This is a genomic window from Sedimentitalea nanhaiensis DSM 24252 (assembly GCF_000473225.1).
Classification (GTDB): Bacteria; Pseudomonadota; Alphaproteobacteria; order Rhodobacterales; family Rhodobacteraceae; genus Sedimentitalea; species Sedimentitalea nanhaiensis.
Window position 1 is genome coordinate 16,315 of sequence record NZ_KI421509.1, and the last position, 23,920, is coordinate 40,234.

General features: G+C 58.5%; 23 protein-coding genes. 12 read left to right on the forward strand and 11 right to left on the reverse strand.

Translation table 11 applies throughout. The features are described from left to right. The first annotated feature begins 96 nt into the window (after positions 1-96). Entirely contained in the window at positions 97-951 is an 855-nt protein-coding gene (locus tag NANH_RS0101600) for a LysR family transcriptional regulator (protein WP_027260463.1), read from the forward strand. Positions 952-1,394: 443 nt separating this feature from the next. Here the strand turns inward: NANH_RS0101600 and NANH_RS0101605 are convergent, their stop codons facing one another. Then, positions 1,395-2,000 (reverse strand): hypothetical protein, encoded by a 606-nt coding sequence (locus tag NANH_RS0101605; protein ID WP_027260464.1) that lies wholly within the window; start codon positions 1,998-2,000, stop codon positions 1,395-1,397. A gap of 19 nt (positions 2,001-2,019) precedes the next feature. Continuing rightward, positions 2,020-5,598, reverse strand: a complete 3,579-nt coding sequence (locus NANH_RS0101610; protein ID WP_027260465.1) for a hypothetical protein — start codon at positions 5,596-5,598, stop codon at positions 2,020-2,022. A 586-nt stretch (positions 5,599-6,184) separates the two neighbouring features. Between NANH_RS0101610 and NANH_RS0101615 the strand changes: the two genes are divergently transcribed. The 3 genes from NANH_RS0101615 (at position 6,185) to tig (ending at position 9,366) form a co-directional block, all read left to right on the forward strand. Next, positions 6,185-6,628, forward strand: coding sequence for a hypothetical protein (locus NANH_RS0101615; RefSeq protein WP_027260466.1), 444 nt, complete (start codon positions 6,185-6,187; stop codon positions 6,626-6,628). Positions 6,629-6,753: 125 nt separating this feature from the next. Continuing rightward, positions 6,754-7,854 carry a porin family protein gene (locus NANH_RS0101620; protein ID WP_027260467.1) on the forward strand — a complete coding sequence of 367 codons (1,101 nt, stop codon included), beginning with the start codon at positions 6,754-6,756 and terminating at the stop codon, positions 7,852-7,854. A 180-nt stretch (positions 7,855-8,034) separates the two neighbouring features. After that, entirely contained in the window at positions 8,035-9,366 is a 1,332-nt protein-coding gene (tig, locus tag NANH_RS0101625) for a trigger factor (protein WP_027260468.1), read from the forward strand. Positions 9,367-9,519: 153 nt separating this feature from the next. Here tig and NANH_RS0101630 read toward each other — a convergent pair whose 3' ends face one another. From NANH_RS0101630 to rpsF, 8 genes are all read right to left on the reverse strand, one after another. Beyond that, positions 9,520-10,320, reverse strand: coding sequence for an acyl-homoserine-lactone synthase (locus NANH_RS0101630; RefSeq protein WP_027260469.1), 801 nt, complete (start codon positions 10,318-10,320; stop codon positions 9,520-9,522). Between the two features lie 89 nt (positions 10,321-10,409). Next, entirely contained in the window at positions 10,410-11,111 is a 702-nt protein-coding gene (locus tag NANH_RS0101635; protein WP_027260470.1) for an autoinducer binding domain-containing protein, read from the reverse strand. A 37-nt stretch (positions 11,112-11,148) separates the two neighbouring features. Further along, positions 11,149-11,547 (reverse strand): helix-turn-helix domain-containing protein, encoded by a 399-nt coding sequence (locus NANH_RS25155; RefSeq protein ID WP_074920520.1) that lies wholly within the window; start codon positions 11,545-11,547, stop codon positions 11,149-11,151. 215 nt (positions 11,548-11,762) lie between these two features. After that, on the reverse strand, positions 11,763-13,721 hold the full coding sequence (locus tag NANH_RS0101645) for a bifunctional 2',3'-cyclic-nucleotide 2'-phosphodiesterase/3'-nucleotidase (protein ID WP_027260471.1): 1,959 nt from the start codon (positions 13,719-13,721) through the stop codon (positions 11,763-11,765). 702 nt (positions 13,722-14,423) lie between these two features. Then, entirely contained in the window at positions 14,424-14,873 is a 450-nt protein-coding gene (locus NANH_RS0101650) for a lytic transglycosylase domain-containing protein (RefSeq protein ID WP_245601510.1), read from the reverse strand. 257 nt (positions 14,874-15,130) lie between these two features. Then, on the reverse strand, positions 15,131-15,760 hold the full coding sequence (rplI, locus tag NANH_RS0101655) for a 50S ribosomal protein L9 (protein ID WP_027260473.1): 630 nt from the start codon (positions 15,758-15,760) through the stop codon (positions 15,131-15,133). A 12-nt stretch (positions 15,761-15,772) separates the two neighbouring features. Further along, entirely contained in the window at positions 15,773-16,000 is a 228-nt protein-coding gene (gene rpsR / locus NANH_RS0101660) for a 30S ribosomal protein S18 (RefSeq protein WP_005852865.1), read from the reverse strand. A gap of 29 nt (positions 16,001-16,029) precedes the next feature. Next, positions 16,030-16,383, reverse strand: coding sequence for a 30S ribosomal protein S6 (gene rpsF, locus NANH_RS0101665; protein WP_027260474.1), 354 nt, complete (start codon positions 16,381-16,383; stop codon positions 16,030-16,032). 231 nt (positions 16,384-16,614) lie between these two features. On the opposite strand from rpsF, the gene NANH_RS0101670 reads away from it, so the two are divergent. The 3 genes from NANH_RS0101670 to NANH_RS0101680 all read left to right on the forward strand — a co-directional run bounded on the left by NANH_RS0101670 (position 16,615) and on the right by NANH_RS0101680 (position 18,556). Then, the gene (locus NANH_RS0101670; RefSeq protein WP_139236265.1) at positions 16,615-17,136 is read left to right on the forward strand and encodes a hypothetical protein; all 522 of its coding nucleotides are present in this window, start codon (positions 16,615-16,617) and stop codon (positions 17,134-17,136) included. A 157-nt stretch (positions 17,137-17,293) separates the two neighbouring features. After that, positions 17,294-17,860, forward strand: a complete 567-nt coding sequence (locus NANH_RS0101675; protein ID WP_322786775.1) for a YceI family protein — start codon at positions 17,294-17,296, stop codon at positions 17,858-17,860. Positions 17,861-17,965: 105 nt separating this feature from the next. Further along, positions 17,966-18,556: a YceI family protein gene (locus NANH_RS0101680; protein ID WP_036049257.1), complete on the forward strand. Its 591-nt coding sequence runs from the start codon at positions 17,966-17,968 to the stop codon at positions 18,554-18,556. Positions 18,557-18,563: 7 nt separating this feature from the next. Here the strand turns inward: NANH_RS0101680 and NANH_RS0101685 are convergent, their stop codons facing one another. Beyond that, entirely contained in the window at positions 18,564-19,811 is a 1,248-nt protein-coding gene (locus tag NANH_RS0101685; protein WP_027260478.1) for a cytochrome b/b6 domain-containing protein, read from the reverse strand. Positions 19,812-19,970: 159 nt separating this feature from the next. Between NANH_RS0101685 and fabD the strand changes: the two genes are divergently transcribed. From fabD to NANH_RS0101710, 5 genes are all read left to right on the forward strand, one after another. Then, positions 19,971-20,909, forward strand: coding sequence for an ACP S-malonyltransferase (gene fabD / locus NANH_RS0101690; protein ID WP_027260479.1), 939 nt, complete (start codon positions 19,971-19,973; stop codon positions 20,907-20,909). Between the two features lie 74 nt (positions 20,910-20,983). Next, positions 20,984-21,721 carry a 3-oxoacyl-ACP reductase FabG gene (fabG, locus tag NANH_RS0101695; protein ID WP_027260480.1) on the forward strand — a complete coding sequence of 246 codons (738 nt, stop codon included), beginning with the start codon at positions 20,984-20,986 and terminating at the stop codon, positions 21,719-21,721. A 343-nt stretch (positions 21,722-22,064) separates the two neighbouring features. Further along, the gene (locus NANH_RS0101700; protein WP_005982462.1) at positions 22,065-22,298 is read left to right on the forward strand and encodes an acyl carrier protein; all 234 of its coding nucleotides are present in this window, start codon (positions 22,065-22,067) and stop codon (positions 22,296-22,298) included. Between the two features lie 137 nt (positions 22,299-22,435). Then, positions 22,436-22,975 carry a GNAT family N-acetyltransferase gene (locus tag NANH_RS0101705; RefSeq protein WP_027260481.1) on the forward strand — a complete coding sequence of 180 codons (540 nt, stop codon included), beginning with the start codon at positions 22,436-22,438 and terminating at the stop codon, positions 22,973-22,975. A 101-nt stretch (positions 22,976-23,076) separates the two neighbouring features. Continuing rightward, complete coding sequence (locus tag NANH_RS0101710; protein WP_027260482.1) at positions 23,077-23,820, forward strand: 1-(5-phosphoribosyl)-5-[(5-phosphoribosylamino)methylideneamino]imidazole-4-carboxamide isomerase; 744 nt, start codon at positions 23,077-23,079, stop codon at positions 23,818-23,820. The last annotated feature ends 100 nt before the right edge of the window (positions 23,821-23,920 follow it).

A 23,920-nucleotide genomic window follows, 5' to 3' on the forward strand; every position in this document is an offset into this window, starting at 1 on the left:
GTGTTGTCCTTGGTTGGCAGATTTGTGGCGACAGCCTCGCAATAGTCTGGCATAAGATCAAATTAGAAGTTATTAGACCAAGGCTTAGATCTTCTAATGGCTGATCCTCAATTCAAGATGCCCCCGCTGGAGTGGATACGCGCATTCGAAGCGGCCGCCCGTTGCCGCAGCTTTACCGCCGCCGCCGCCGAGATCGGACTGACACAATCGGCCATCAGTCAACGGATCGGCCATCTTGAAAAGCAGCTCGGGACGACATTGTTTTTCAGGCGGGCTCGGTCCATCGACCTCACTGTCGAAGGCGAAGCATGGTTGCCGCATGTGCGCACGGCGCTGAGTAATTTGCGTGACAGCTCGCAAGCGCTTTTTGGCTCTGGTCGGGGGCAGGTGACGATTTCGGCCAGTCAATCGATCATTGAGTTGTGGCTGCTGCCTCGCCTTATGAAGTTGGGAGACGTCGGCAAAGGGCAGTTGACCATTCAATCCATGGTGCTCGGCACGCAGGATGCCGCTTTGGACGATGTGGTCCGCATCCGCTACGGGTCAGGCGACTGGCCCCATGACCACAAAGTGCAATTGTTCTCGGAGAAGATCGCCCCACTTGCATCGCCCGAACTGGTCAAGCGTGGCGGCTATTGGACGGACTGGCCCCGCATCGCCTGTTCGGGGCCTCGTCCGGGATGGAACACCTGGGCCACCCGCTTCGGCATCTCGACGACCCCCCTCCCGCATCTGCATTTTGACACGTTCCTGTCAGCCCTTGGTGCTGCACGCGTCGGCATGGGGGTGGTTCTGGGATCATTGCCGCTTTGCGAAGACGATCTCAGGGCCAGGCGGTTGGTCCGGCTCGACAACGAGACTATTGACCACCACGAAAGCTATTGGGCAATCGCTGGACCGGATGCTATCGCGCGGACCCAATGGAATGAGCTTGCCAAGGCGCTTGCCTGACACTCTGCTTCAGTCGCATGTCGAGCTTTGTCATCATTCAATGACAGAGCAAAGAAGTGCCCGCGGTAGTTCGCGGCGCAGCAATGCGCGGCGAATGTTGCACTCTGTGTCCGGCATCACGGGAAAATTGCCCATGTTCATCGCCTTGGCGAGCTGGTTCAAGTCGTTGGCGATGGGGGATTGGCCAGGCTTCTGTTCATCCTTGATTAGACGGCGCAGACGGGGCAGGCGCGCTTGCCACCGCCGCCTTTGCCGTTGAAGACCCTGCGCGTGATAGAGGAGCCCAGAGGCTCGCTACGATCGTGTTGTGTGAGATGCTCATCCCAGATCAGGAGCGTGCCGAAGAGTGGGCTCAAACGTTCTCTCTAGCCGCACCAACGATATCTAAAAGTCACCGGGATATCTTGCCTTACGTTTACGGGCAACGTTCTGCCGTATTTGGGTTAATCGTCCAATGACGGTAGATCGTCGGGCAAGGGATCGAACTGCGGTGGCGTGTCCGCCTGGGCCTGATCCGCCTTGCGGGTGGTTTCCGCTGACGGTTCGGGGGCCTGCATCTGGGGTTGCCGGGAGGCGTTGGTGGCACGGGGCGGGGCTGAGGCAGGGGTCAGAGGCAGGGGCGCAAAGTCTGGCGACGACAGGTCGCTCAGCGGCGCGGTAACCCGATAGGGCAGACCGGTCAGCGCGTCCGAGGCATAGAACACCAGCGCATCGCCTTCATGCGCCGGCGCATGGATCGCCGAGAAGTCGGGCACGCCAAAATCCCGTAAGCGCATCACATTCTGCTGCCAGGGTTGGTTTGGGTCCTCGCGTTCGAGCCGCTCCCGGTAGGCAGATTCGAATGACTTGGGGTCATCGATCACCGCATAGGCCCCATCGCGCGCGAAATGCGTGACATGCAGGGCCAGCCCGGCCGCCGCCTCGGGGGCCATCAGGGCAGGTTCGGCCTGTAGCAGCTGGCCAAGGTCGGCATAAGTGGTATCGCCGACGAAGGCGGCCGGGGTCCCATCGGGGCCGTGTCCCGGGACAATGTCGGAAATCTCGGTCATGTTGGCTCTCCTGTGGGTTTCATGCGACCTTGGCCCAGCCGGTGCTGACCCATTTTTCGGCTTCGTGTTGGGGCGTCAATGTGCCGGGCGGGTCGGTTTTGGCATAGAGCGTGGGCAGGCCTGTTGCCGGATCGGCGGCGATCACGAAATAGGTATGATCCCGGGCACTGCCCCAGTTGGTGTCGGCAATCACGAATTGCGGCGCGCCCAGATCGTCGATCAGGCGATTGTCCACGGCGGATTCAAGCTTGCCTGCGAAATACTCTTTCCACTCGTCCTTTTCTTTGGCGATGGCTTCGGGTGTCGGTGCCGTGGTCTGATTGTCGCGCCAGTAGTTGGCCTCGACCTCGGCCACCGCCTCGACATAGGCGGTGCTGGCGGTTTTGACATGCGCCTTGAACTGGGCGGGTGTCATCGGGGCGGTGGGAGCCTGAGTGGACAGGATCTGATCCAGCGCGGTCTTGGCGTTGCCGGTTGCATCTGCGCCAAAGGCCGATATTTCCTTTTCAAACATGAAGGCCAATTGATCCACAGGTATCTCGGCCTCGGCGATTTTCTTGCCCGGATCCAGCAATTCGCGTTTGATGTTTTCGTTCAGGGCCTCCGGCCCACCTGTGCGCAGCGGGGCCAGCGACTCGTCTCCGGGTGTAATATTGAACCCGTGCATGCCCCAGGTCAGAACGGAGCACATTTCGTTCGGGTCGGGCGGGTCGCTGCTGGGTGCGAAATTCGACAGCACGCTGGCCAAGACCTCTTTGGTGCGTTCGGAAATATCCGCAGTCTTTGGGTTGGTTCGGGGAACGATGTCCGAGGCGGTGATATCGCCGCCGAAAATCGTGCGGCTCGCTTCGTGGGTCTGCCCGCCGCTGGACAGTTCCCATGGCCATTTGCCGCCGATCTTGATTGCGTTGGCAAAGTCGCTTTCCAATACCTGCTCGCCCACATCCTTGACCGAGGTGAACATTTTGGTGTCACTTTTCTTGACCACGTCCCAGACGAGATCCCAGACGATCTCCTGGTATTGCCGCAGATTTTCGATCGGCTTGCCGTCGGTCTTGTTGATCAGCTGGTAGCGACCCTTGCTGGACGATCCGTCGTTGGAATCCACGATCTCGACTTCGGGATTATAGACCAGTTCGACTGCATTTTTGATCGCGTTTTCGAGTTTGGCGGTCACATCGGCGCGGCTCTTGGATTTCACCTTTTCGGTGATGACCGAAACCATACCGGAGACAGAGGCGGTCATTTCTTGGTTCAGTCCGCTGAAATCGGTGCGCGCAATGGCGGTCGCGGCGGTGTATTCCAGACTGCGCACCAGCGGATCCTGATCGTCGGGCACGTTCTGGATCGCGGGCACCGGGTCGCCGGTCTTGGGGTTGTATTCACCGTCCTTGGCCAGGTCGCGGTAGTTCTTCATGGCTTCCAGAGGGGAGTCGTTGCGCAGCTTGACAATGCCGGCAGTGGCAAAACAGGATCCGACGTCGCCCTGGAACACCGGGGTCAGCATGGCATTCAGGATCGCGCCCCGACATTCGCCGGGACCGACATCGACCGCGTCCTTGCCGCTGGACTTTGCCAGCAGAGCCAGCGCCGAGTCCGACGTCGGCGTCGTCTTGACGTCGGTCAGGATCTTGCGCGCCTCGGCAGAGCCTTCCAGAAAAGTCATCGTATCCAGCATATGTTTGATCTGTGCAGGAGTTTGCGTCTGCATGGCCGACGGGTGGAACATCACGTCCAGCAATGCGTCGCGGCCTTTGGCAAGGTCAAGCGAGCCGTCGTCTTTCAGCAGGGCCGCGCCGACATGTTTGGTGCGTTTGGTGCCGGTTTCGTTGCGTGTCGTGCCCGGTTTAACCGGACCTCCATCTTTGAATTGGCGCCCGGACTTGAGGTAGCCGTCCAGCTTGGCGGCTTCGGTCGGGGGCAGGTTTGCCGACATTTTGATCAGGTTTTGCGCGTAGGTTTCCGCGTAATCCGCATTCACAAAGGACGTGCCGGTATCTGACTCGAAACGGTCGTCGGCCTTGTCGCACATCAGCTTTGCCGCGATGGCGACACTGTCGGGATAGTCGGCTTTTGCAGCGGCGTCGGTTGCAACCTCGGCCACGCGTGGATTGCGGCCATAGAGTTCGATCAGATCCTTGGCGATGGCCGGGTCGACCGCGGTCCCGTTGTCGGGTGACAGGGGGCCAAAGCCGATCGCTTCCAGCAGCTTTTTCTTGCCCTCGGCCTGGCGCAGCCCTTTCTTGTTTGCCGCCAGCGCGGCGTTCGCCGTGTCCAGTTCGTTTTGCGCATCGCCAACATCGGTCTGCTTGGCCAACACGTCGGTCTGTGCCTGTTTGGCAGTGGCTTTCGCCTGTTTGAAAAGGGCATCCTTGCCTTCGAAATCAGCAATCAACTGACGATAGGCCACCATGCTCTTGGCGTGATCCTTGTGGGTCGTATCCTTGAGAAGGGCGGCGTTGGTCTTCTCAAAGGTCCTGATTGCATCAAGCGCAATCTTGGCCGGTTTGAAGGCCGCGTTTGCCGTCTTGTTAAGCTGTTTTTCATGCGCGACGGCTGCTTTCTGTGCCTCTTGCGCCAATTTCAGTGCGTCGGATTTGGCTGTAACCTCGCCTGCGGCTGTGTCGACGGCTTGTTGCTTGCTTTGCAACAGCGCCCGATCGACGGTGACATCGCCCAGGTCGGTCTGGATCGTTTCCAGCACGGTCATCGCGGCGGCGAGTGCGGCCGGGTTCGCCTTGCCAAGCGCCACCAGTTTTTCCTTTTGCGCGCCGCTGGTGCCGGTGTTGCCCAGGGTTGCCGTCAGAACCCGTGACAAGGCAGCGTCAATTCGGTCGGCCAGGGTTTCCAGCCGCGCTGGCATTCCGTCGAGATCGGTCAGGCGGGCGGTGATGGTCACCGGGTCATTCGCCGTGAGGGCGGTGTTTATCGCGTCCAGGTCAGTCTGGATTCCGTCTGCCAATGTCTCCATCGCACCATGATCGGCATCGGTGGTGACGCGGCCAAGCAGTTGGCGCAGTTTGGCGATGCGGGCGGTTTGGGCCACGTGGCCCTGTTGAAGGCGTGCCTTTTCGGCAGCTCGGGCCGCTGCGGCCTGTTGCACCGTCGCAATGGCATTGCGCAACGTCGCCAGTGCCGACGCCGCGGCGCTTGCGTCCGTGGGAGAGGGGATCTGATCGGTCAGCAAGGCGGCAATGGCCGCCCGTTGAGTGTCGAGGTCTGCGATCTCGGCATTCAGGGCGCCGTCGGGATTGTCGGTCAACTGGGCCAGCTGCTGCTGCATCGCATCGCGTTCACGACGCCGGATGTCCAACGCGGCCTGCACTTCACGGGCCATCGACAAAGCATTTTGCGCCTCGTCCACGGCCTTGTCGAATTCACCCTTGTCGCTGTGGGCCCGCGCCAGGTTCAGCTGGTCAGTAATGGATCGAACATTCGGGGTTAGACCGGTCAACAGGTCGATTGCGGCCTGTGCCTGGGCCTCGGCGGCCAGGAACGCCTCGTAGTTGCGAACCTTTGACTTGTCAGACTTTCGATTGAAGATGCCGCCCTTGATGAATCTCTCCACAAACGCGCGTTGCTTGTCGTCCAGCGGCATAACATCTCTCCAGGAATTCCGAAACGCGACAGCCTGCTGACCGACAATGGCGACAGTGCAGATGCGTCAAAATCGGATCGGTTTTCTCTTTGGTTTCAATTCAGTTGGTTGCGCGATGAAGGTAAACCGACATCCGCGTGCAAAGCAAGTTCCACCTGTGCATGAATGCGCCGATCAGGTTGAGTTTTCAGACCCGGAGCAGGGTATGGTCAAGCAAGCCCATATGCACCAAACGTCGTTTCAGAGGGGGAGATGTATGAAATTCCCTTAACATTGGTCGGAACTGGCTGTTTTCTCTTGGCAAGGCGCACGGGACCCGGGCCAGGAACGACCGATGCAGTACTCGCTTTGAGACTTGAGAACAGATTGAATTTGGCGCGGGCCCTGGCATTCGCTGTTGTGATCCCGAAGCTCTGCTGCGGCCATCGAGGATAAAGTTGGACGGTCGGATCGGATTTATCTAAGAGCCCCCGATTCGTCCGGGTCTGCCGCCGTTTTCCAAGCGGTTACAGCTCCGCTTTGAAACCGGGTTCGGAATTCGGAAATCAACTGGGTTCGAACAGTTGGCGCAAGAGCTGCTGATCGAATGCAACCGGACCGATATTCGCATGGTGGATGGCGTCAGGGAATTGCCTGGAGGGGCGGGTTTCACTTTTCGGCATGGCCCGTTGGCAACGAACGGTGCGACGCGCCCGACCTGTCGGTTCCGCACAAACCGACCGGGCCGGGCTTTACAGTGTCCACTGGGGTATCCAGTCACGGCGGCAACCACAGCTACTACAAGCTGGGATATCTGGCTGGGATTGTCGACGCCGGGACAACGGCGTTTTGGGCCGGTTACAATTGTGCGACCGATATTAATGCGCGTGGATCCAGGTCGGCGGCCTGGGGCATCGGTGCCGTCCAGCCGCTGAAAGATGAGGATCTCGAGATATATCTGGGGTATCGTCACTACAGCTTTTTGAACCCATCTATGGTACCTTTTAATGATGTACAGGCGCTACGGTTCGGGATGCGCTACCGGTTCTGATCCGTCTGCGACGTGTCGTTACACTTGAGCCTGCCGTTTTATGTGTGGTCAAGGCTACCGTGTAGCGCGTTAACGATTCCGATGTTATCCAATCTCCCTACGAACAAGAAAGCGAGTTTTCAGACATGACGTCTTACTCTCTCCCATTCTGCGCGGCGCTTGCCGTCATTGCGACTTCGGCCTCAGCGGAGTTGAAATATCAAAACGATACCGGCGGTAGCGTTGAACTCTATGGCCAGCTCAACCCGGCGTATCTGTCTTTTGACGACGGCCAGGAAACCACCGACGCGCTTACAGACAGTACGCATTCCAACAGCCGGATCGGGCTGTGGGTACGGCAGGCCTTTGGAGAGAACACGTTCACGTTCAACTTCGAAACCGGATTGGGGCTGCGCCCGTCGTCCTCCGTGTCGCAGACATTCGAGGCGGATGCGCTGAATTGGCAGCGGGTCAATATCCGCAAGATCGATTTCAGCCTGAAAACCGAACGCTACGGGGTGTTTTCGGCTGGGCAGGGCAGCATGGCCGCAGATGGTGCCGCCGAGGTCGATCTTTCGGGAACGACGCTGGCGACATATGTTTCGATTCCCGACACCGCCGGGGCCTTCAGCTTTCGCGAAACTGGTGGCAACCTGTCAAATTGGCAGATCGGTGATGTATTCGGTGATTTCGACGGTGGCCGTCTGGGCCGGATCCGTTATGACACACCGGTTTTCAGCGGTTTCAGTATATCTGCTTCTTACGGGACCGAGATCCTGGCCGAGAACGTCGATCTGGATTCTGCCAGCATCGCGATAAACTATGCCGGTGAAATCGGCGACTTCAAGATGGCGGGCGCGTTGGCCTATGCGCGGACCGACCCGGAAGGAGCGGAAGATTTCTCAGATACCATCGGTTCGTTCAGCGTGTTGCATTCGTCAGGGACCAGCGTGACAGTTGCGTCGGGGCGGCGCTCGGAACAGGGGCACTATGCCTACGGCAAGCTGGGGTATCAGGGACATTGGCTGTCGTTCGGCAAGACCGCGTTATCCATAGACTATTATCGCGGCTGGGACCGGAGCATCCAAGGCTCAAGGTCCGATGCATTCGGGTTTGGAGCCGTGCAGCATATCGACGATATCAATGCCGAGATCTATCTGGGATATCGCACTTACGAGCTGACGGATGCCGCCGCGGACTATCAGGATGCCTCGTCCATCTTTTTCGGCACACGCTGGAAGTTCTAAGGGTATCACTGGTTGGTCTCTCGCATAAAGGTGCCTTTCAGGGCACCTTTTTCGCACTGGACGGACAATGCCGGGCCTTCCGGAGCCAATGCCCCTTGCACCAGGCCGCGCCGCCCAATAGAAGGCCACAAATTTGCACCGTGCGCAGCCGGCGTACGCATGAACCTATGGGGATATCTGATGCAGGTCACCGAGACACTGAACGAAGGTCTGAAACGCGGATACGCGATCACCGTCACTGCGGCTGAACTTGAAAGCAAGGTTAGCGAGAAACTGGCCGAAGCCCAGCCTGAAATCGAGATGAAGGGTTTTCGCAAGGGCAAGGTGCCAATGCCATTGCTGAAAAAGCAGTTCGGCCAGCGTCTGATGGGCGAAGCGATGCAGGAAAGCATCGACGGAGCCATGAGCAAACATTTCGAGGACAGCGGCGATCGCCCGGCGCTGCAGCCCGAGGTCAAGATGACCAACGAGGACTGGAAAGAGGGCGACGATGTCGAGGTGGCCCTGTCCTATGAGGCCCTGCCTGCCATTCCCGAGGTGGATCTGAAATCGATCAGCCTGGAAAAGCTGGTGGTCAAAGCCAGCGAAGCCGATATCGAGGAAGCCTTGGGGAATCTCGCCGAAACGGCGCAGGATTACGAAGCCCGCAAAAAAGGCACCAAAGCCCAGGACGGCGATCAGATCGTGATGGATTTTGTCGGCAAGGTCGACGGCGAGGCGTTCGAAGGCGGTTCGGCCGAGGATTATCCGCTGGTGCTGGGTTCAAACAGCTTTATCCCCGGCTTCGAAGAGCAATTGATCGGTGTGAAGGCCGAAGAGGAAAAGGTCGTTACGGTCAATTTCCCCGAGGATTACCAAGCCGATCAGCTGGCTGGCAAGGAAGCGGTATTCGACTGCACGATCAAGGAAGTCAAAAAACCCGTTGCCGCCAAGCTCGATGATGAACTGGCCAAGAAATTCGGTGCCGAAGATCTGGCTGCGCTGAAGACCCAAATCGGTGAACGGCTGGAAGCGGAGTATTCCGGTGCGGCCCGTGCGGTGATGAAGCGGGCCCTGCTGGACGAATTGGACAAGATGGTCAGCTTTGATCTGCCGCCCAGTCTGGTGGATGCCGAGGCCGGTCAGATCGCGCATCAGCTGTGGCATGACGAGAACCCGGATGTTGAAGGGCATGATCATCCTGAGATCGAAACGACTGAGGAACACAAGAAACTGGCCGAACGGCGCGTGCGGCTGGGGCTGCTGTTGGCGGATCTCGGACAGAAATCCGAGGTCGAGGTCAGCGATGCCGAGATGACCCAGGCCATCATGAACCAGGCGCGTCAGTATCCGGGCCAGGAACGCCAGTTCTTTGAGTTCGTGCAGCAGAATCAGCAGATGCAACAGCAACTGCGCGCCCCGCTGTTTGAAGACAAGGTCGTGGACTACATTTTCGAGTTGGCTGACATTTCCGACAAGGAAGCCAACAAGGACGACCTGCAAAAAGCCGTTGAGGCGATGGAAGACGAATAAGTCCGCGGGCCTTCGCCAGCGTGGTTCCCACCTGGCGAAGACCCGCCAAATGTTAAGAGCCGCCCCGTAGGGCGGCTCTTTTCTTTTGGGTAGAGGGTCGTTTGGTTGAGTGGTGTTTGGTATTCTGGCTCAATTCAGCCGACGGTCGGTTTTCTACAGGTCGCCAGGAAGCTGATCGGCGACGGCCTGGATCAAGCGCTTAACGGCGGCGACCTCTTCTGCATCATTGGCATCGCGCAGTTGCTGTTCGAAATAATCGTGCAGATCGCCGGTCGGCTGGTCGCTGTCCTTTTGTTTGCGCAATTCCCGTTTGGCGCGGCGTTGCCGCACCTCTTCCTCAGATGCAAATACATCGTGACGAATATCCGAGAATTCGCGGATGCTCTCGATCCTTTCGTCCGAGCAATCCATCAGCGCGGCCATCGCGGTGACCTTGCCCATAGGTTTGGCCGTGCCGAGATAGTCATAGGGCGCATTTCCGGATCGTTTAAGGACCCGGTTCATCACCGGATCGATCACGGCGACCGCGTCAAGAACCCCGGCTTTCTGGGCATATTCAAAGGCTCCGATCATCACCTCGCTGGTGACATATGAGATCGAATTCCTGGTCTTGCCGCCGGACAGTTTTGCCGTATCGACACAAAAGCGAGTTGCTTCCCAGACCTGTGCGCTGCGCAGAGGCGGCTCGCCGTCAAGGATGCTGTAGAAGACATCCGCCAGCATATGCGGGCCCGTTGTTTGCAGCAGCCGCATGCATCCGACGACATCCCCTTCGTCATCAATGCAGACCACATGAGTTGGTTGGAGACCGTCGAAGTCGTCGATTTCCTTGCCGTCCTGTACGTTGACTTCCCAACCGAGACGGTCCTGGAAGACCCGTGCGCGGAGCCTGTACATATCCTCGAGTACCGAGGTGTATTTGTGCCTGTTAAGTTCGTCAATAATGATAATCATTCCATTCCCCATCGTCTTTCCATCTACAAATTTACATATGTAGGAAGTCTGATCTATTGGGGGATTCCCGTATGGAAAGGCGAAGTTGGTTAACCCGGCATAATCAGGTTCAAGCCGATCGCCCGGCCAACCGCCTGGGGGGTTGACAACGCCCCCAGCTTCTCGCGGCCCGAGCGAAGATGGACTTCGACAGTGCGATGCGAGATTGACAGGATGTCACCAATGTCCTGCTGGGATTTACCGACGGCGACCCATTGAAGGATTTCTTTTTCCCGAGAAGAAAGCGCAGGGGTGGACAATGCCTTGCTCAGAACGCCGGTCTGCATGACGTTGTCATGTATGTGCACTGCCGATATCTGCAGGTCTCCCATGACCTCCTGCTTCAACTTTTCCCATTCGGTCGGCTTGCAGTTTCGGGTGACGCTCAGCAGTCCGCAATCGCCATAGGGTCCACGTATCGGCACGGTCAAACCACGATCACTGATTCCGAAGTCGTGGGCATCGCGAAAGACTTTGGTAAATTTTCCGTCGTGCTCAAAGCGACCCCAATCCACGGGCGCAATACTTTTGGCGGAATTGTACAAGGTCGGGTCGACGTGATGGAGGCCACGCTTGGTGTAGTGCAGCTTCCATTCATCGGGGTAGTTGGCATAGCCGCGCACATCGCCGCTGATCGGATTGGTCGCAGCATAGGATGCGAAGTCAAACCCAAGCATCTGGCACAACTCATCCAGAAACGCATCAGCGTGCTGGTCTACATCCTGCACTGAACTCAGATCGATCAGTTTCACATCGTTGTCCTCAGTGCCGGGTGCAAGTCTGCCCCGGCTAGGTCGTCATCTCCAAGCCAGTCTCGGTATGCGCCATTGAACGGATAAAGGCCAGAACTGCTTTCTTTTGCCCTTGTGGCAGGCTGTTGTACAGTTCGATCAATTCCAGTTTTTCCGGGTCGGAAAGAAACGACATGCTGTCTTGCGGTGTCGCGTCCTTGCCGGTGCCACCGTCCTCATGCGCCTTGATGCCTTCAAAAAACTGTGTGACATCCACGCCAAGAACATCCGCGATTGCCCAGAGACGCGACGCGCTGACGCGATTTGCTCCGGTTTCGTATTTCTGCACCTGTTGAAATCGCACGCCGATTGCCTGACCGAGATCGGTCTGGCTCATGCCCAAGGCGCGCCGGCAGGCGCGTATACGTTGACCAACGAAATTGTCTACCCTATTCATATCAGCCCTCTGTTCACCACTTCAGTGAAGCTTGCAACTGCGCCTGCCACGAGCGGCCCCCCTGCCGCTTGATGAATGTTGCAGTCTTCGTACTTCATTTTCTTACATCACTGCACTCTGCACTAGAACAACCGTGCAGACAATGAGTTTTCGATTGTTCGCCTCGACGATGAGTCGACGCAATAAGGGGCGACGGAGAACCTGGCAGCGGGATCTTATAATTGGATACGGAAGCGGGCAAACCCGTCCGGCCCATCGCCGGCAGGTTCGATTGTCACCCCCTGCACCTGATCGATATAGGCGGCCGCCTTGGGGCCGGTGTCGAACAGAACCGTCGCGCCATCCAGCGGTTTGAAGGTCCAGTTGGCATCGGCTTTGGGGTCGATTGTCCCCTGCTCGACAATGTAACGGACGATCACGTCGCGGTTGGTGTCGGGGCCTTCGAAAATGATGGAATTCCCCATCGCACCGGGAAACTTTCCGCCGCCGCTGGCCCGGTAGTTGTTTGTTGCGATGATGAATTTCTGATCAAAGTCAATTGGTTGTCCTTTGTATTTCAGGTCGGTTATGCGATTGGTTTCGGGATTGACCAGCTCGCCCTTGCTGTCGAACATGGACGGTTGACTAAGGTCGATCCGATAGGTCACCCCGTCGATCACATCAAAATTGTAGGACGGAAAACTGCCGTTCAACAGGATCTGGTCGGCTACTCCCGGCTGGAGCTGGTTGAACATGCCCGCAGACCTTTCCAGCCAGCCTTTGACCTGGGCACCCGTCACCAGAACCGCCCGTGCGGTATTGGGGTACAGATAGAGGTCTGAGACGTTTTTGATTGCCACGTCCCCCTTGGGCACGTCGGTGTAATAGTCCGGCCCGCCACGGCCTCCGGCCTTAAAAGGTGCGGCAGCGGAAAGTATCGGCAATTGTTCGTATTCCGTGCCCTGAAGCATCTGCCGGATGTACCAGGTCTGCGCGTTCGACACGATCTGGACAGACGGATCATCGGCCACCAGCGCAAAGTAACTGTGCAGGGGCGCATCCGTCTTACCGACCGCGCGGCGTACATAGGCAAGCGTCTCATCATGTTCTTTCTGCACAGCGGCCAGCACCGCCGCGTCGCTTTGCACCAATGCGGTATAGGAGCGGTCTTCGTTACGTCTGGAAATCGGGCGTGCTTCGGAGGAATGGCGGGCAATGCGCCAGCCGCTACCGTCGCGTTCCAGCACCAAATCGATCAGGCCAAGGTGACTGCCCCAGAACCCACCCATGGTCGCAGGTTTACCGTGGATCGTTCCGGCGTGTGCATCCACGGCGGCGAAGTCGGCATAGGTCGAGGATGGGAACACCAGATGGCTGTGTCCGGTCATGACGGCGTCGATCCCGTCAATTGCGGCCAGCGGAACCGAGGCGTTTTCCATGCCGTCGCTTACATCTGCGGCTCCGATCCCGGAATGTGACAGGGCGATGATGATGTCCGCGCCCTGTTCGCGGATCTGGGGTACATAGGCACGGGCGGTTTCAAGGATGTCCCGTGTCGTCACGTTGCCTTCCAGATGGCGACGGTCCCAGTTCATGATTTGCGGTGGAACAAAGCCGATCACGCCGATGCGGATCGGATGTTGCGCGCCCGCGCCATCGGTCACCATGCGATCCAGAATCACATAGGGCGCAATCAGCGTGGTATCGTCGGTCGGAGTGGCCCCTGCGGTCTTGACCACATTGGCACTGACCACCGGAAAATTCGCTCCGTCCAGAGATTTCATCAGGAAATCCAGGCCGTAGTTGAATTCGTGATTGCCCAGCGTCGAGGCGTCAAAGCCGACGGTATTCATCGCCGCGATGACGGGATGCATGTCGCCCTCTTTCATGCCGCGCTCATAGGCGATGTAGTCGCCCATCGGATTGCCCTGCAGAAAGTCGCCATTGTCCAGCAACAATGCGTTTGTCGCCTCGGCGCGGATCTGTCGGATGATCGACGCGGTCCGGGCCAGCCCCACGGTGTCCACCAGTTTGTCGGTATAGTAGTCGTAAGGGAAGACATGCACATGCAGGTCGGTGGTTTCCATCAGTCGCAAATGCACCTGGTTGGACGCAGCATACACGGAGAACGGGTGCAGCGCGATCAGGCCAGCGCTGCCTGCAAGAAAGGACCGGCGATCAAGATGGAGCGGCATGAGAGCCTCCTGCAATGGGGTGAGACTCGCCGAGACTAGCACGGTCACATGATGGAAATGCAAGAAAATCGAGCGGGTTCCAGCGACCCAACCGCCTGTTGCGAAATCTGCGCCTTGAGAACCCGAGACATACATGGCTCCAAGATGCTGTGATCATTTGCGATACGGAGGCGCCGTCAAGGGATGGGGATGTGACGCGTCCTAAAAAGCCGATGGTCGAATTCTACGGCTCATTTCGGTTGGTGTTCGGTGGGTGCGGCAGCGCGGTTCCGTAGGCTGTGTTTCCGGGATTTGCCGATTTTCAAGGCGCAGGGATCTTTGGCAGTAACGGATATGGCGGGGCATCAACGCAAGAATTCGACATGCTCTCGGCTCTCGGCTCTCGGCTCTCGGCTCGTGTGATCGAGATCGTATCGACGGTCTTTTCCGGATCATCATTCTGGTTGCGACGTCGCCCGAAGCGTCAACTGGGTTTGCATCCATTGCCATCGGACCAGACCTGACCGTAATCCATTTGATCTCAATACCCTTAAGCAACGCATTCCTCGACTCGGTCCGCCCCACAAGCCTGCGTTGTACGCGGATGGGCCGGCGCTGTCGCAGTTGTGGGTGTCCTGGGGCGCGCCACTGATCGGCGGGGCGGTCTGCGCGTCGATCGGGAGGGCGGAAACAACGGACGGCTGAGCCATTTGCGGTCAGCGCTTACGAAGACGCGCTGGGCTTGACCAACCCGGTTTCCACCAGCATTCCACGCCGCTTGGCTTCATGCCAATAGCCGCGGGAATAATGCTTGACTGCATTGTCCTGGCTGCCATCGGCCAGAAGCCAGGCTCCGCGCAGGTATTTGCCCGCATATTTCAGGTTGGTCTCCGCATCCAGCAAGTCTTTGGGCTGACCCTTAAAACCCATCGAGCGGGCCGTGGCCGGCAGGATTTGCAGCAGCCCGTAATAAGGGCGGTTCACCGCCCAGGGACGATGGGTGCTTTCGCGGATGGCCAGACGATGGACCAGAGATGTCGGGATCTCGTACATCTCTGAGTATTCGTTGATGAGGCTGCGCAGCTCGGGGGTTTCATTGGGGTACAAGGGCGGCTCGCTGGACACCATTTTGCGGGGAGGCGTCGCAGCGCAAGCAGAGGTCGTCAAGCCCATGGCAATCATCGCCAGCATCCGACGGCGGGACAGAGCAAGCATGACATTTCCGTAGTTGTTAAAGATGATGGCGTTCTAGCGCCCGAGACCCGTGCCCGGCAAGCAAGTGGTCGCATGTTGCGCGGCAGATTGCCGATGCGCCGGAGTGCAAAGTCCCTGGTGGCGGTAAGAGGCGTTGCCCATCGCCTTTTGGCGAGATGTCAAAAAATCGCGCGGGACTGTATCCCGCGCGATTTAGATTTTCCGGATCGAGACGATCAACCTTTGGAGGTGTCGTCCTCGTCATCTGCCTGGACACCGGCGGCGTCGGCCAGATCGTCGTCGTCAGACGCGGCGCTTCCGATATCGTCAAACAGCTCCGCGATCTCGAAATCGGCAGCCGCTTCTTCTTCGGCGGCCAGTTCCTGAATCGATTTGCCCGATGCCTGCAGTTCGGCCTCTTCGACGGACCGTGCGACATTGATCGCGATCTCGGCCTCGACCTCGGGGTGCAGAACGATCGAAACCGTGTGCAGGCCCAATTCCTTGATCGGGGCGGTCAGCACCACCTGCTTGCGGTCGACGGTGAACCCGTCTTCGGTTGCGGCATCCGAGATGTCACGTGGTGTTACCGAGCCGTAGAGCGAACCGGAATCCGACGCCGAGCGAATCACTATGAACTGCTGGCCGTCGAGCTTTACGGCCAGAGCCTCGGCTTCCTTGCGGGTTTCGAGGTTGCGGGCTTCCAACTGGGCTTTCTGCATTTCGAAGTTGGCAATATTGGCTTCTGACGCCGACAGTGCCTTGCCCTGGGGCAGCAGAAAGTTGCGGGCATAGCCGTTCTTGACGTCCACGACCTCGCCCATCTGGCCCAGCTTGGCGACGCGTTCCAAAAGGATCACTTGCATGTCAAATTCTCCTTATTTCACGGCATAGGGCAGCAGGGCGAGAAAGCGGGCGCGTTTGATGGCGCGGGCCAGTTCACGCTGCTTTTTCGCCGAGACGGCGGTGATGCGGCTGGGGACGATCTTGCCGCGCTCGCTGATATAGCGTTGCAGCAGGCGGGTGTCTTTGTAGTCGATAGCCGGTGCGTTGTCGCCCGAGAAGGGGCAGACTTTGCGGCGGCGGAAAAATGGTTTGGCTGCCATGGTTTACAGTCCTTTTCTCAAGCTAAAGATCAACGGCGTTCGCGACGGCTGTCACGTTCGTCACGTTTCTGCATCTGAACCGACGGGCCTTCTTTGTGGTCGTCGACCTTGATGGTCAGAACCCGCATCACATCGTCGTGCAGACGCATCAGGCGCTCCATTTCCTGCACTGCGGGTGCCGGGGCATCGGTGCGCAGAAAGGCATAGTGGCCCTTGCGGTTCTTGTTGATCTTATAGGCCATCGTCTTGACGCCCCAGTACTCGTGATCGACGAGGCTGCCGCCATTGTCGGTGAGGACCGCGCCAAAATGTTCGATAAGACCTTCGGCTTGCGTGTTGGACAGATCCTGACGCGCAATCATGACATGCTCATAGAGTGGCATGTGGACTCCTGTTTTGTTTCAAGGCGCATTTCATAGGTGGGGCCATTTCCCTTTCGCGGCCCCGCCACGAGAGACTGCGCGGTTCACGTCTTTGCGAAGGGATGGCCCCATATACACGGTTTGATCCAAGGGACAAGCCTGCTTGGGACGCCATGTGCGGTCTGACGTATTCTTAACCATTTCCAGGTAGTGCTGTTGACCGTCGGGCGAAAGGATCGAGAGGCAAGGCAGATGAGCGCGAGGCAGTCACCTATCGCAAGGCTGGGCAGGACAGGACGAGCGGTCAAACGCGGGCAATTCATGGAAAAATATGCCCATGAGCCGGGCTGCCCATTGAAAACCATAGTGCTGCGCCTGGTTGGCACGGCCCTGATCCTGAGCGCCTCTGGTGTATGGGTCATCGACGCGGGCATGCCCGGATCGGAATTCCTTTTGCTCAAGCTGGGTGTAACGGTGTTCTGTTTCCTGTGTGGCGCGTCTTTGCTGAGTGGCGAGACCCGCGCCACCGAGCCTGCGCGTGACAGCCGGGTGGTCCGGTTGTTACCGCCGGAGCGGACTGCGCGAAGCAGCAAGGAGAGGCCGGGATACGGGAAACGCGAGTCGACCCGGCTCGCCCCGCCGCGACCGCCTGCGAAATTTGTCGATTTGCGTGATTCTGATGGCACTGTTCTGATGCGGTTGCTTATTCAGGATACAAAGGCCCGCGGAGCCCTGCGCATGCAGTTGGGGCGCGCGTGGGGTACCGGCGTCTGAACTCTGGGTCGGACGGCAATGTGTGTTCATTGCTCCGCAACATATGTTGACTTTTCTGCGATTGCATCGACCACGCACGGCCTCATTTTGTCGTATAAGAGCACAATGCACGTCAATTTGTGAGGCCCGTAGGGATATGAAATCAACACGCGTTGTCATGGCAATCATCGCTACCGCCACCTCTGCTTTGGGAGCGCCCGCGACCTATACGATGGATCCAAGCCACAGTCAGGTGGCGTTTTCGTATCAGCACGGGGGTTTTTCCACGACCTACTGGATCCTGTCCGGATTTGAAGGCCAAATCGTGTTTGATGCGGACTCTCCGGCGGACTCGTCCGTGGCCACGTCGATTGAGGTCGACAAATTGCAAACAGGGTGGCCGGAACGGTATGAACAGGTTGTAAAGTCGGGTGTTTTCTTTGACATCCAAGCCTATCCGACGATCAGCTTTCAATCGACGGGCATCGAGGTCACGGGTGCCAAGACGGCTTTGATTGCCGGAGAATTGTCGATCAACGGTGTGACCCGGCAAGTGGTGCTGGATGCGGTGTTGGACGGGATGACGGACCAATACCCGGTGCCGCCGTTCAGCGGCAAGCCTGCGATAGGTGTCAGTGCCACCGCTACGGTTTTGCGCAGCGACTATGACCTGGGCCTGTTTGCGCCGTTTGTGAGCGACGAGGTCGAGGTCGAGATTTCGATCGAGGCAATGCAATTGCAGTAATTTTTCGTTCGAACGAAGAGTTCGGATTGCGACCGGGCTTGTCGGAGTTCCGGCTTTCGCGCAGACTGCGCCGAAATTTATGGTTTTTGAGGAATAAAACGGGACATGAAGACAGCAGCATTTGCGGCAGTTATTGCGGTCTTTTGTACGACCGTCACAGCAGAGACCTGGAAGATCGACCCTGATCACACGGAAGTGCGGGCCTATTGGGACCATGCCGGGTTTTCGGAGCAGTCGCTGGAATTCACCGAGGTCGATGGATCGTTACAATTTTCGCTGGATTCGGTTTCGGAGTCGCACGCATTTTTCACGATCCCGGTCAAAAGCATGGCCACAGGTGTCGAACGGTTCAATCACGATCTGTGGAGTTCTACGTTTTTTGACGTCGAAACCTATCCAACCATCAGCTTCAATTCGACATCTTTTCGCCAGGTCGGACCGATGAAGGTCCAGGTCACGGGCGACCTGACCATCAAGGATGTGACCAAGGAGGCGACATTCGATGTTATCGTACACAACGTTGGCGAACATCCCGTCGGGCGGTTTTTTAGCCAGTTCCAAGGCAACTGGCTGGGTGTGACGGCCGTGACCACCATTCGTCGTTCGGAATGGGGCATGGGGGCGTTCGTGCCCATCGGGTCGGATGAGATCCGCATCGAGATCAACTCGGAGCTGAGGGAAGAAGTCCCTGAATGATCGCTGGCTAGTTTCTGACCGGCTGGCGTTGCGCGGTCAGGGCAACAGAGATATGGACGCCATACCCGAGCGTGGCCTCGTCGGCTGTGGTCTCGCCGACCCCATAGTCCAGGCGGTTGATGTCAGTGCTGCCGGTCATACGGGCCGTGTCGCCTTCGATTTCAAGTAAAAACGGCAGCGTGAGTGGCAGGGCAATGCCTCGCAGTGTCAAGGTTCCATCCGCAAGATGGCCAGTTGCCGTCTTGTCGATCCGAGCCGAGAAAGTTGCCGTGGGGTGGTTGGCTACGTCAAGAAAATCCGCGCCTTTGGCCTGGTCGGTAACCGACCCCAACGTCAGCGATCCGATGGCAATCTGTGCTTTGACCGACCCGGCCGGCCCCGGTGCGTCGATGTCGTCATAGGTGATGGCGGCGGTCCAGTCCGCGAACTGGCCCGTTACAGGACTGCCCAGTTGGGTGATGGTGATTTGGATTGTGCCGTCTGTGACCTGCCACTGTGAAAGAACCGCGCCCAACGCCTCTGCTGTGGGGGGGTGGGTTTTTGAGTCAAAGAACCCGCTTGTGAAATATCCAACCCCCAACGCGGAGGCCCAGATCGCCAGCGCGATGATTGGCGGCAGGCTGGAGCGGTGTCTGGTCGACAGCGGTTGCGGAGAAATCGCCGCGTCGCCATTTCCGGGCCACATGCGTGCCAGGGTTGGATCACGATCGACAAAGTGATGCTTTAATGCCCCAACGATATGCAGCCCCAGCGCGACGAGCAAAACCCGCTCCAGAAGGCGGTGCAATCGGGCAAACAGATCGGCTGTGCCTTCATCGACCGAAACAAACGGTAACGATTGGCCGAATGGCCACCAAATTGGTGCAAACCCGGTTGTCGCGGCGTGGTGTATCCATCCGCTCAGCGGCACCAGGACCAGCGATCCATAAAGCAGCCAGTGCACGGTTTTTGCCGTTAGAGCTTCCAGCCATCGTTCCGGATTCAGCGGGGCGGGTTTGGGTTGGCTGACGGCCCAGGCGATACGGACAAGCGCCACCGCAAAGATTGTAAGTCCGAGCGTTTTATGCAGTGAAAACAAGAGTGCAGCTTGCGACGCCTGGGCCGCAGTGTTGGTGATCCCTTGGGTGCGAATATCCTCGGCGATGCCATTTGCGATCAGCCCAAGGGGAATGACGGTCAGGATCAGACCGGCCGTCAGCCAGTGCAGTGTTTTGCTGACGGTGCCGTAGCGTGCAGTGGTATTTCCGAGGCTCATCGCTCATTCCGGTAGGTTTGAGGCACCATAGGCCATATCCGCGCGCTGACAACGCCGTGGATTGGCACAGATCCCGAGCGATGACACGGAGGTATGATGGGGGCGTTGCCTCTGATGTCGCTGCGGGCTATGCCGGAGGCAGGCAAGCGGAGGCGCAGGATGAGCAGAGCATTTGTATTTCCCGGACAAGGGGCGCAGGCAATCGGGATGGGGCAGGCATTGGCCGAAGCCTATCCGGCGGCCCGGGCGGTATTTGACGAGGTCGACGAGGCGCTGGGCGAGCAGTTGAGCACACTGATCTGGGAGGGTGATATTGAAACCCTGACCATGACACAGAATGCCCAGCCGGCTCTTATGGCGACCTCGCTGGCGGCAATGCGTGCGCTAGAGGCCGAAGGGGTGCACGTGACGGATGCGGCTTTTGTGGCGGGGCATTCGTTGGGCGAGTATTCGGCTTTGGCTGCGGCGGGCGCGCTGAGCGTTCATGATACCGCCAAGCTGTTGCGGACGCGCGGGCTGGCGATGCAACAGGCGGTTCCGGTTGGTGTCGGCGCGATGGCGGCCGTGTTGGGGCTGGATCTGGCGGCGGTACGCGCGGTGGCCGACGAAGCGGCGCAGGGCCAGATTTGCGAGGCCGCCAACGACAATGATCCGGCGCAGGTGGTTGTGTCGGGCCATAAAGAGGCCGTCGAACGCGCGGTCGATCTGGCCAAGGCCAGGGGTGCGAAGCGGGCGGTGATGTTGCCCGTAAGCGCACCGTTTCATTGCCAGTTGATGGCCCCCGCAGCCGAGGTGATGGGCGAGGCGCTTGCCACCGTGTGGATCGAGGCACCCAAGGTGCCGGTCATTGCCAACGTGCTGGCAGAGCCGGTTCAGGATCCCGAGACGATCCGGGACTTGTTGGTGAAGCAGATCACCGGTGCCGTGAGGTGGCGTGAAAGCGTCGAATATCTGGTGGCGCAAGGCGTCGACGAGACCTGGGAAATCGGGGCCGGAAAGGCTTTGTCGGGCATGGTGCGGCGGATCGATCGTGCTGTGACATGCCGCGCGGTCGGAACGGCCGAGGATGTAAAGTTCGTCATGGAAACGCTGGTCTGAAGCGGCGGAATTCTGGAATAGTCCGGGCCGTTTTCCGATTGGGAAACGGGGCACCGGTTCAAGGAGAGTTGTAGATGTTCGATTTGACGGAAAAGACCGCGCTGGTGACCGGCGCATCAGGCGGTATCGGTGCCGCGATCGCCCGTGCTCTGCATGGGGCCGGGGCGACGGTTGCCCTGTCGGGAACGCGGTTGGAACCGTTGCATGAATTGGCGGCGGAACTGGGCGAACGGGCACATGTCGTGCCGTGCAACCTGTCAGATATGGCGGCGGTCGAGGCTTTGCCCAAACGGGCGTCCGAAGCCATGGGAGGGTTGGATATTCTGGTCAACAATGCCGGTATCACTCGGGACAACCTGTTCATGCGTATGTCGGATGACGAGTGGCAAAGCGTTCTGGATGTGAACCTGACCGCGACGTTCAAGCTTTGCAAGGGCGTGATGCGGGGGATGATGAAAGCGCGTTGGGGGCGGATCGTCAACATCAGTTCGGTGGTGGGTGTGACCGGAAATCCGGGCCAGGCGAACTATGCAGCGTCAAAGGCAGGCATGATTGGCATGTCCAAAAGTCTGGCCTACGAGATCGCGAGCCGGGGCATTACCGTTAACGCTGTGGCCCCCGGTTTCATTGCAACTGCGATGACGGACAAGCTGGTTGATGACCAGAAGTCCGCAATACTTAAGCAGGTCCCGGCCGGGCGGATGGGCGATCCCAACGAGATTGCAGCCGCTGTCCTGTATCTGGCGAGCCCCGAGGCGGGCTATGTCACGGGCGCGACACTGCATGTGAACGGTGGCATGGCAATGCTGTAAATGACACGATGAATGCAATGCGGTGCGGACGACGTCGGGTTCCGCCAGGGCAGACGGGTCTTGTTTCGGATCGTGGAACGGATTATTTGCATCGGGGTAAAACACGTAAAAATTCGGTCGGTTCGAACCTGCAGTCTGTGGCGTTTGGGCGTTGCCGAAAGCGTTTGCCTCTTTGCAACTCTGTGCTATAGGCGGCGCAGATTTGGACAGGTTAGGCAATGACCTTTTACTGTCTTGCCCGGGATTCCGGGAAAGAGCTGCCCGACGAGGGCGAAACCAACCCACCCCGAGCGGGCAAGGGCAGACTGGGGCAAAGAAGCCCGTAAAGGAATGAGGAATAAACATGAGCGATGTCGCAGACCGCGTGAAGAAGATCGTTGTGGAACACCTGGGTGTTGAAGAGGACAAAGTGACCGAGAACGCTTCGTTCATCGACGATCTGGGCGCAGACAGCCTGGACACGGTTGAACTGGTCATGGCCTTTGAAGAAGAGTTCGGAATCGAGATTCCGGATGATGCGGCCGAAACCATCCAGACCTTTGGCGATGCGGTAAAGTTCATTTCCGAAGCTTCCTGATCGACGCCTGACAACAGTATTGACCGGCGCTTCCCGGCGGGGAGTGCCGGTTTTTTTATTGCGTGTTGCGTTATGGGTTGATCGCGGCGGTTGTGTGCTGTCATTGATCGGTCGAGGCGGACAAATAAAGCGGTGCAATGACCCGTGCGATTCCCAACATCAACACTGCGCATCTGACGCTGCGCGCAATGCGGCCCGAGGATTTTGATAGGTTCGCCGAGATATGGGCGACGCCTGAGGTGGTACGTCACATTGGCGGGCAACCGTGGAGCCGGGGCCGAGCGTGGGAGTCGTTTCTGCGCAATGCGGGTCATTGGCAGATAACCGGTTTTGGTCAGTGGGCTGTCGTCGAACAGCGTACGCGCCGGGTGATCGGGCAAACCGGCTTTTTCTTTGGGGCGCGGGCCTTGGGAGAGGATTTCGATCCGTTTCCCGAGGCAGGGTGGATCCTTGCGCCCGAAACGGAGGGCGCTGGGTTGGGTCTGGAGGCGGCAGAGGCGGCGCACGATTGGTTCGATCGCGTTATCCCGGGCCCGTTGGTGGCCAAGATAAGCCCGCGGAACACGCCATCGCTGAAACTGGCCGCTGAGCTCGGATATGCCGAGATGCGGCAGACCGAGATTGGCGGCGAATCGGTCATGTTGCTGCGTCGGAATGGTCCGCCCCGGATCAAATGACGCCGCAAACGGGACCGGCAATGGCGGATTATGGAATCGTCGGGTCACAGTTTGTGTTATGTTGCGTCGGATAGAGATGGCCAACATTGGGGGGAGAGGTCATGTTGATTTACCCGACAATCGAAATTCAGCACGGTCGTTGCGTGTCACTGGAAAAGGGGCACCTGGACAATGCGACGATCTGGCATGTGGATCCGGTGGAGACGGCGCGCGGGTTTGCGGCCGCCGGTGCCGAGTGGATGCATCTGACCGACTTTGACGCCGTGGTCGGCAGCGACGAGAACCGGGATCTGGTCGAAGAGATCATTCGCACCGTGGGAATCCCTGTGCAATTGGGCGGAGGCGTCCGGAGCCGCGATACCGCAGAGCAGTGGATCGACAAGGGAGCCGGGCGAATCGTGATCGGTACGCTGGCATCGCAGAGCCCGGATGCTGTTCGGGAGTTGGCAAAATACCATCCCGACCAGATCGTTCTGGCGGTGGATGTGTGGCGCGGTCAGGTGATGACCGAAGGCTGGCGGTCGGCTAGTGCTCTCAAGCCCGAAGATTATATCGCCGCATTCGCGGATGTGCCGTTGGCCGGAATCATCATAACGGATGTCGACAGTGACGTGGATGAGGTCGAAGCGCAGCTTGGGCTGATTGCCGGTCTTGCCGCACAGGCCCGGTCGCCGGTAATTGCCAGCGGCGTCGTACGCAGTACGGATGATATTGCCCGCCTGACCTATATTCCCAACATTGCTGGCGCTTTGGTGGGGAGGGCCCTGTTCCGCAAGTCGGTTGATCTGAGCCAGGCGTTGGCGATAGCGCAGCCCGGTCCGGAGCCGGTTGCGGAGTTCCAGTAGTATACTTGACGCTGTTTGACGGTTGAAAATGTGCCAACCACTTGCGGAAATGCGCTGACCTCAGGTATCGGGTGCACTTGCCCCCGCGTACCGGGGCAGG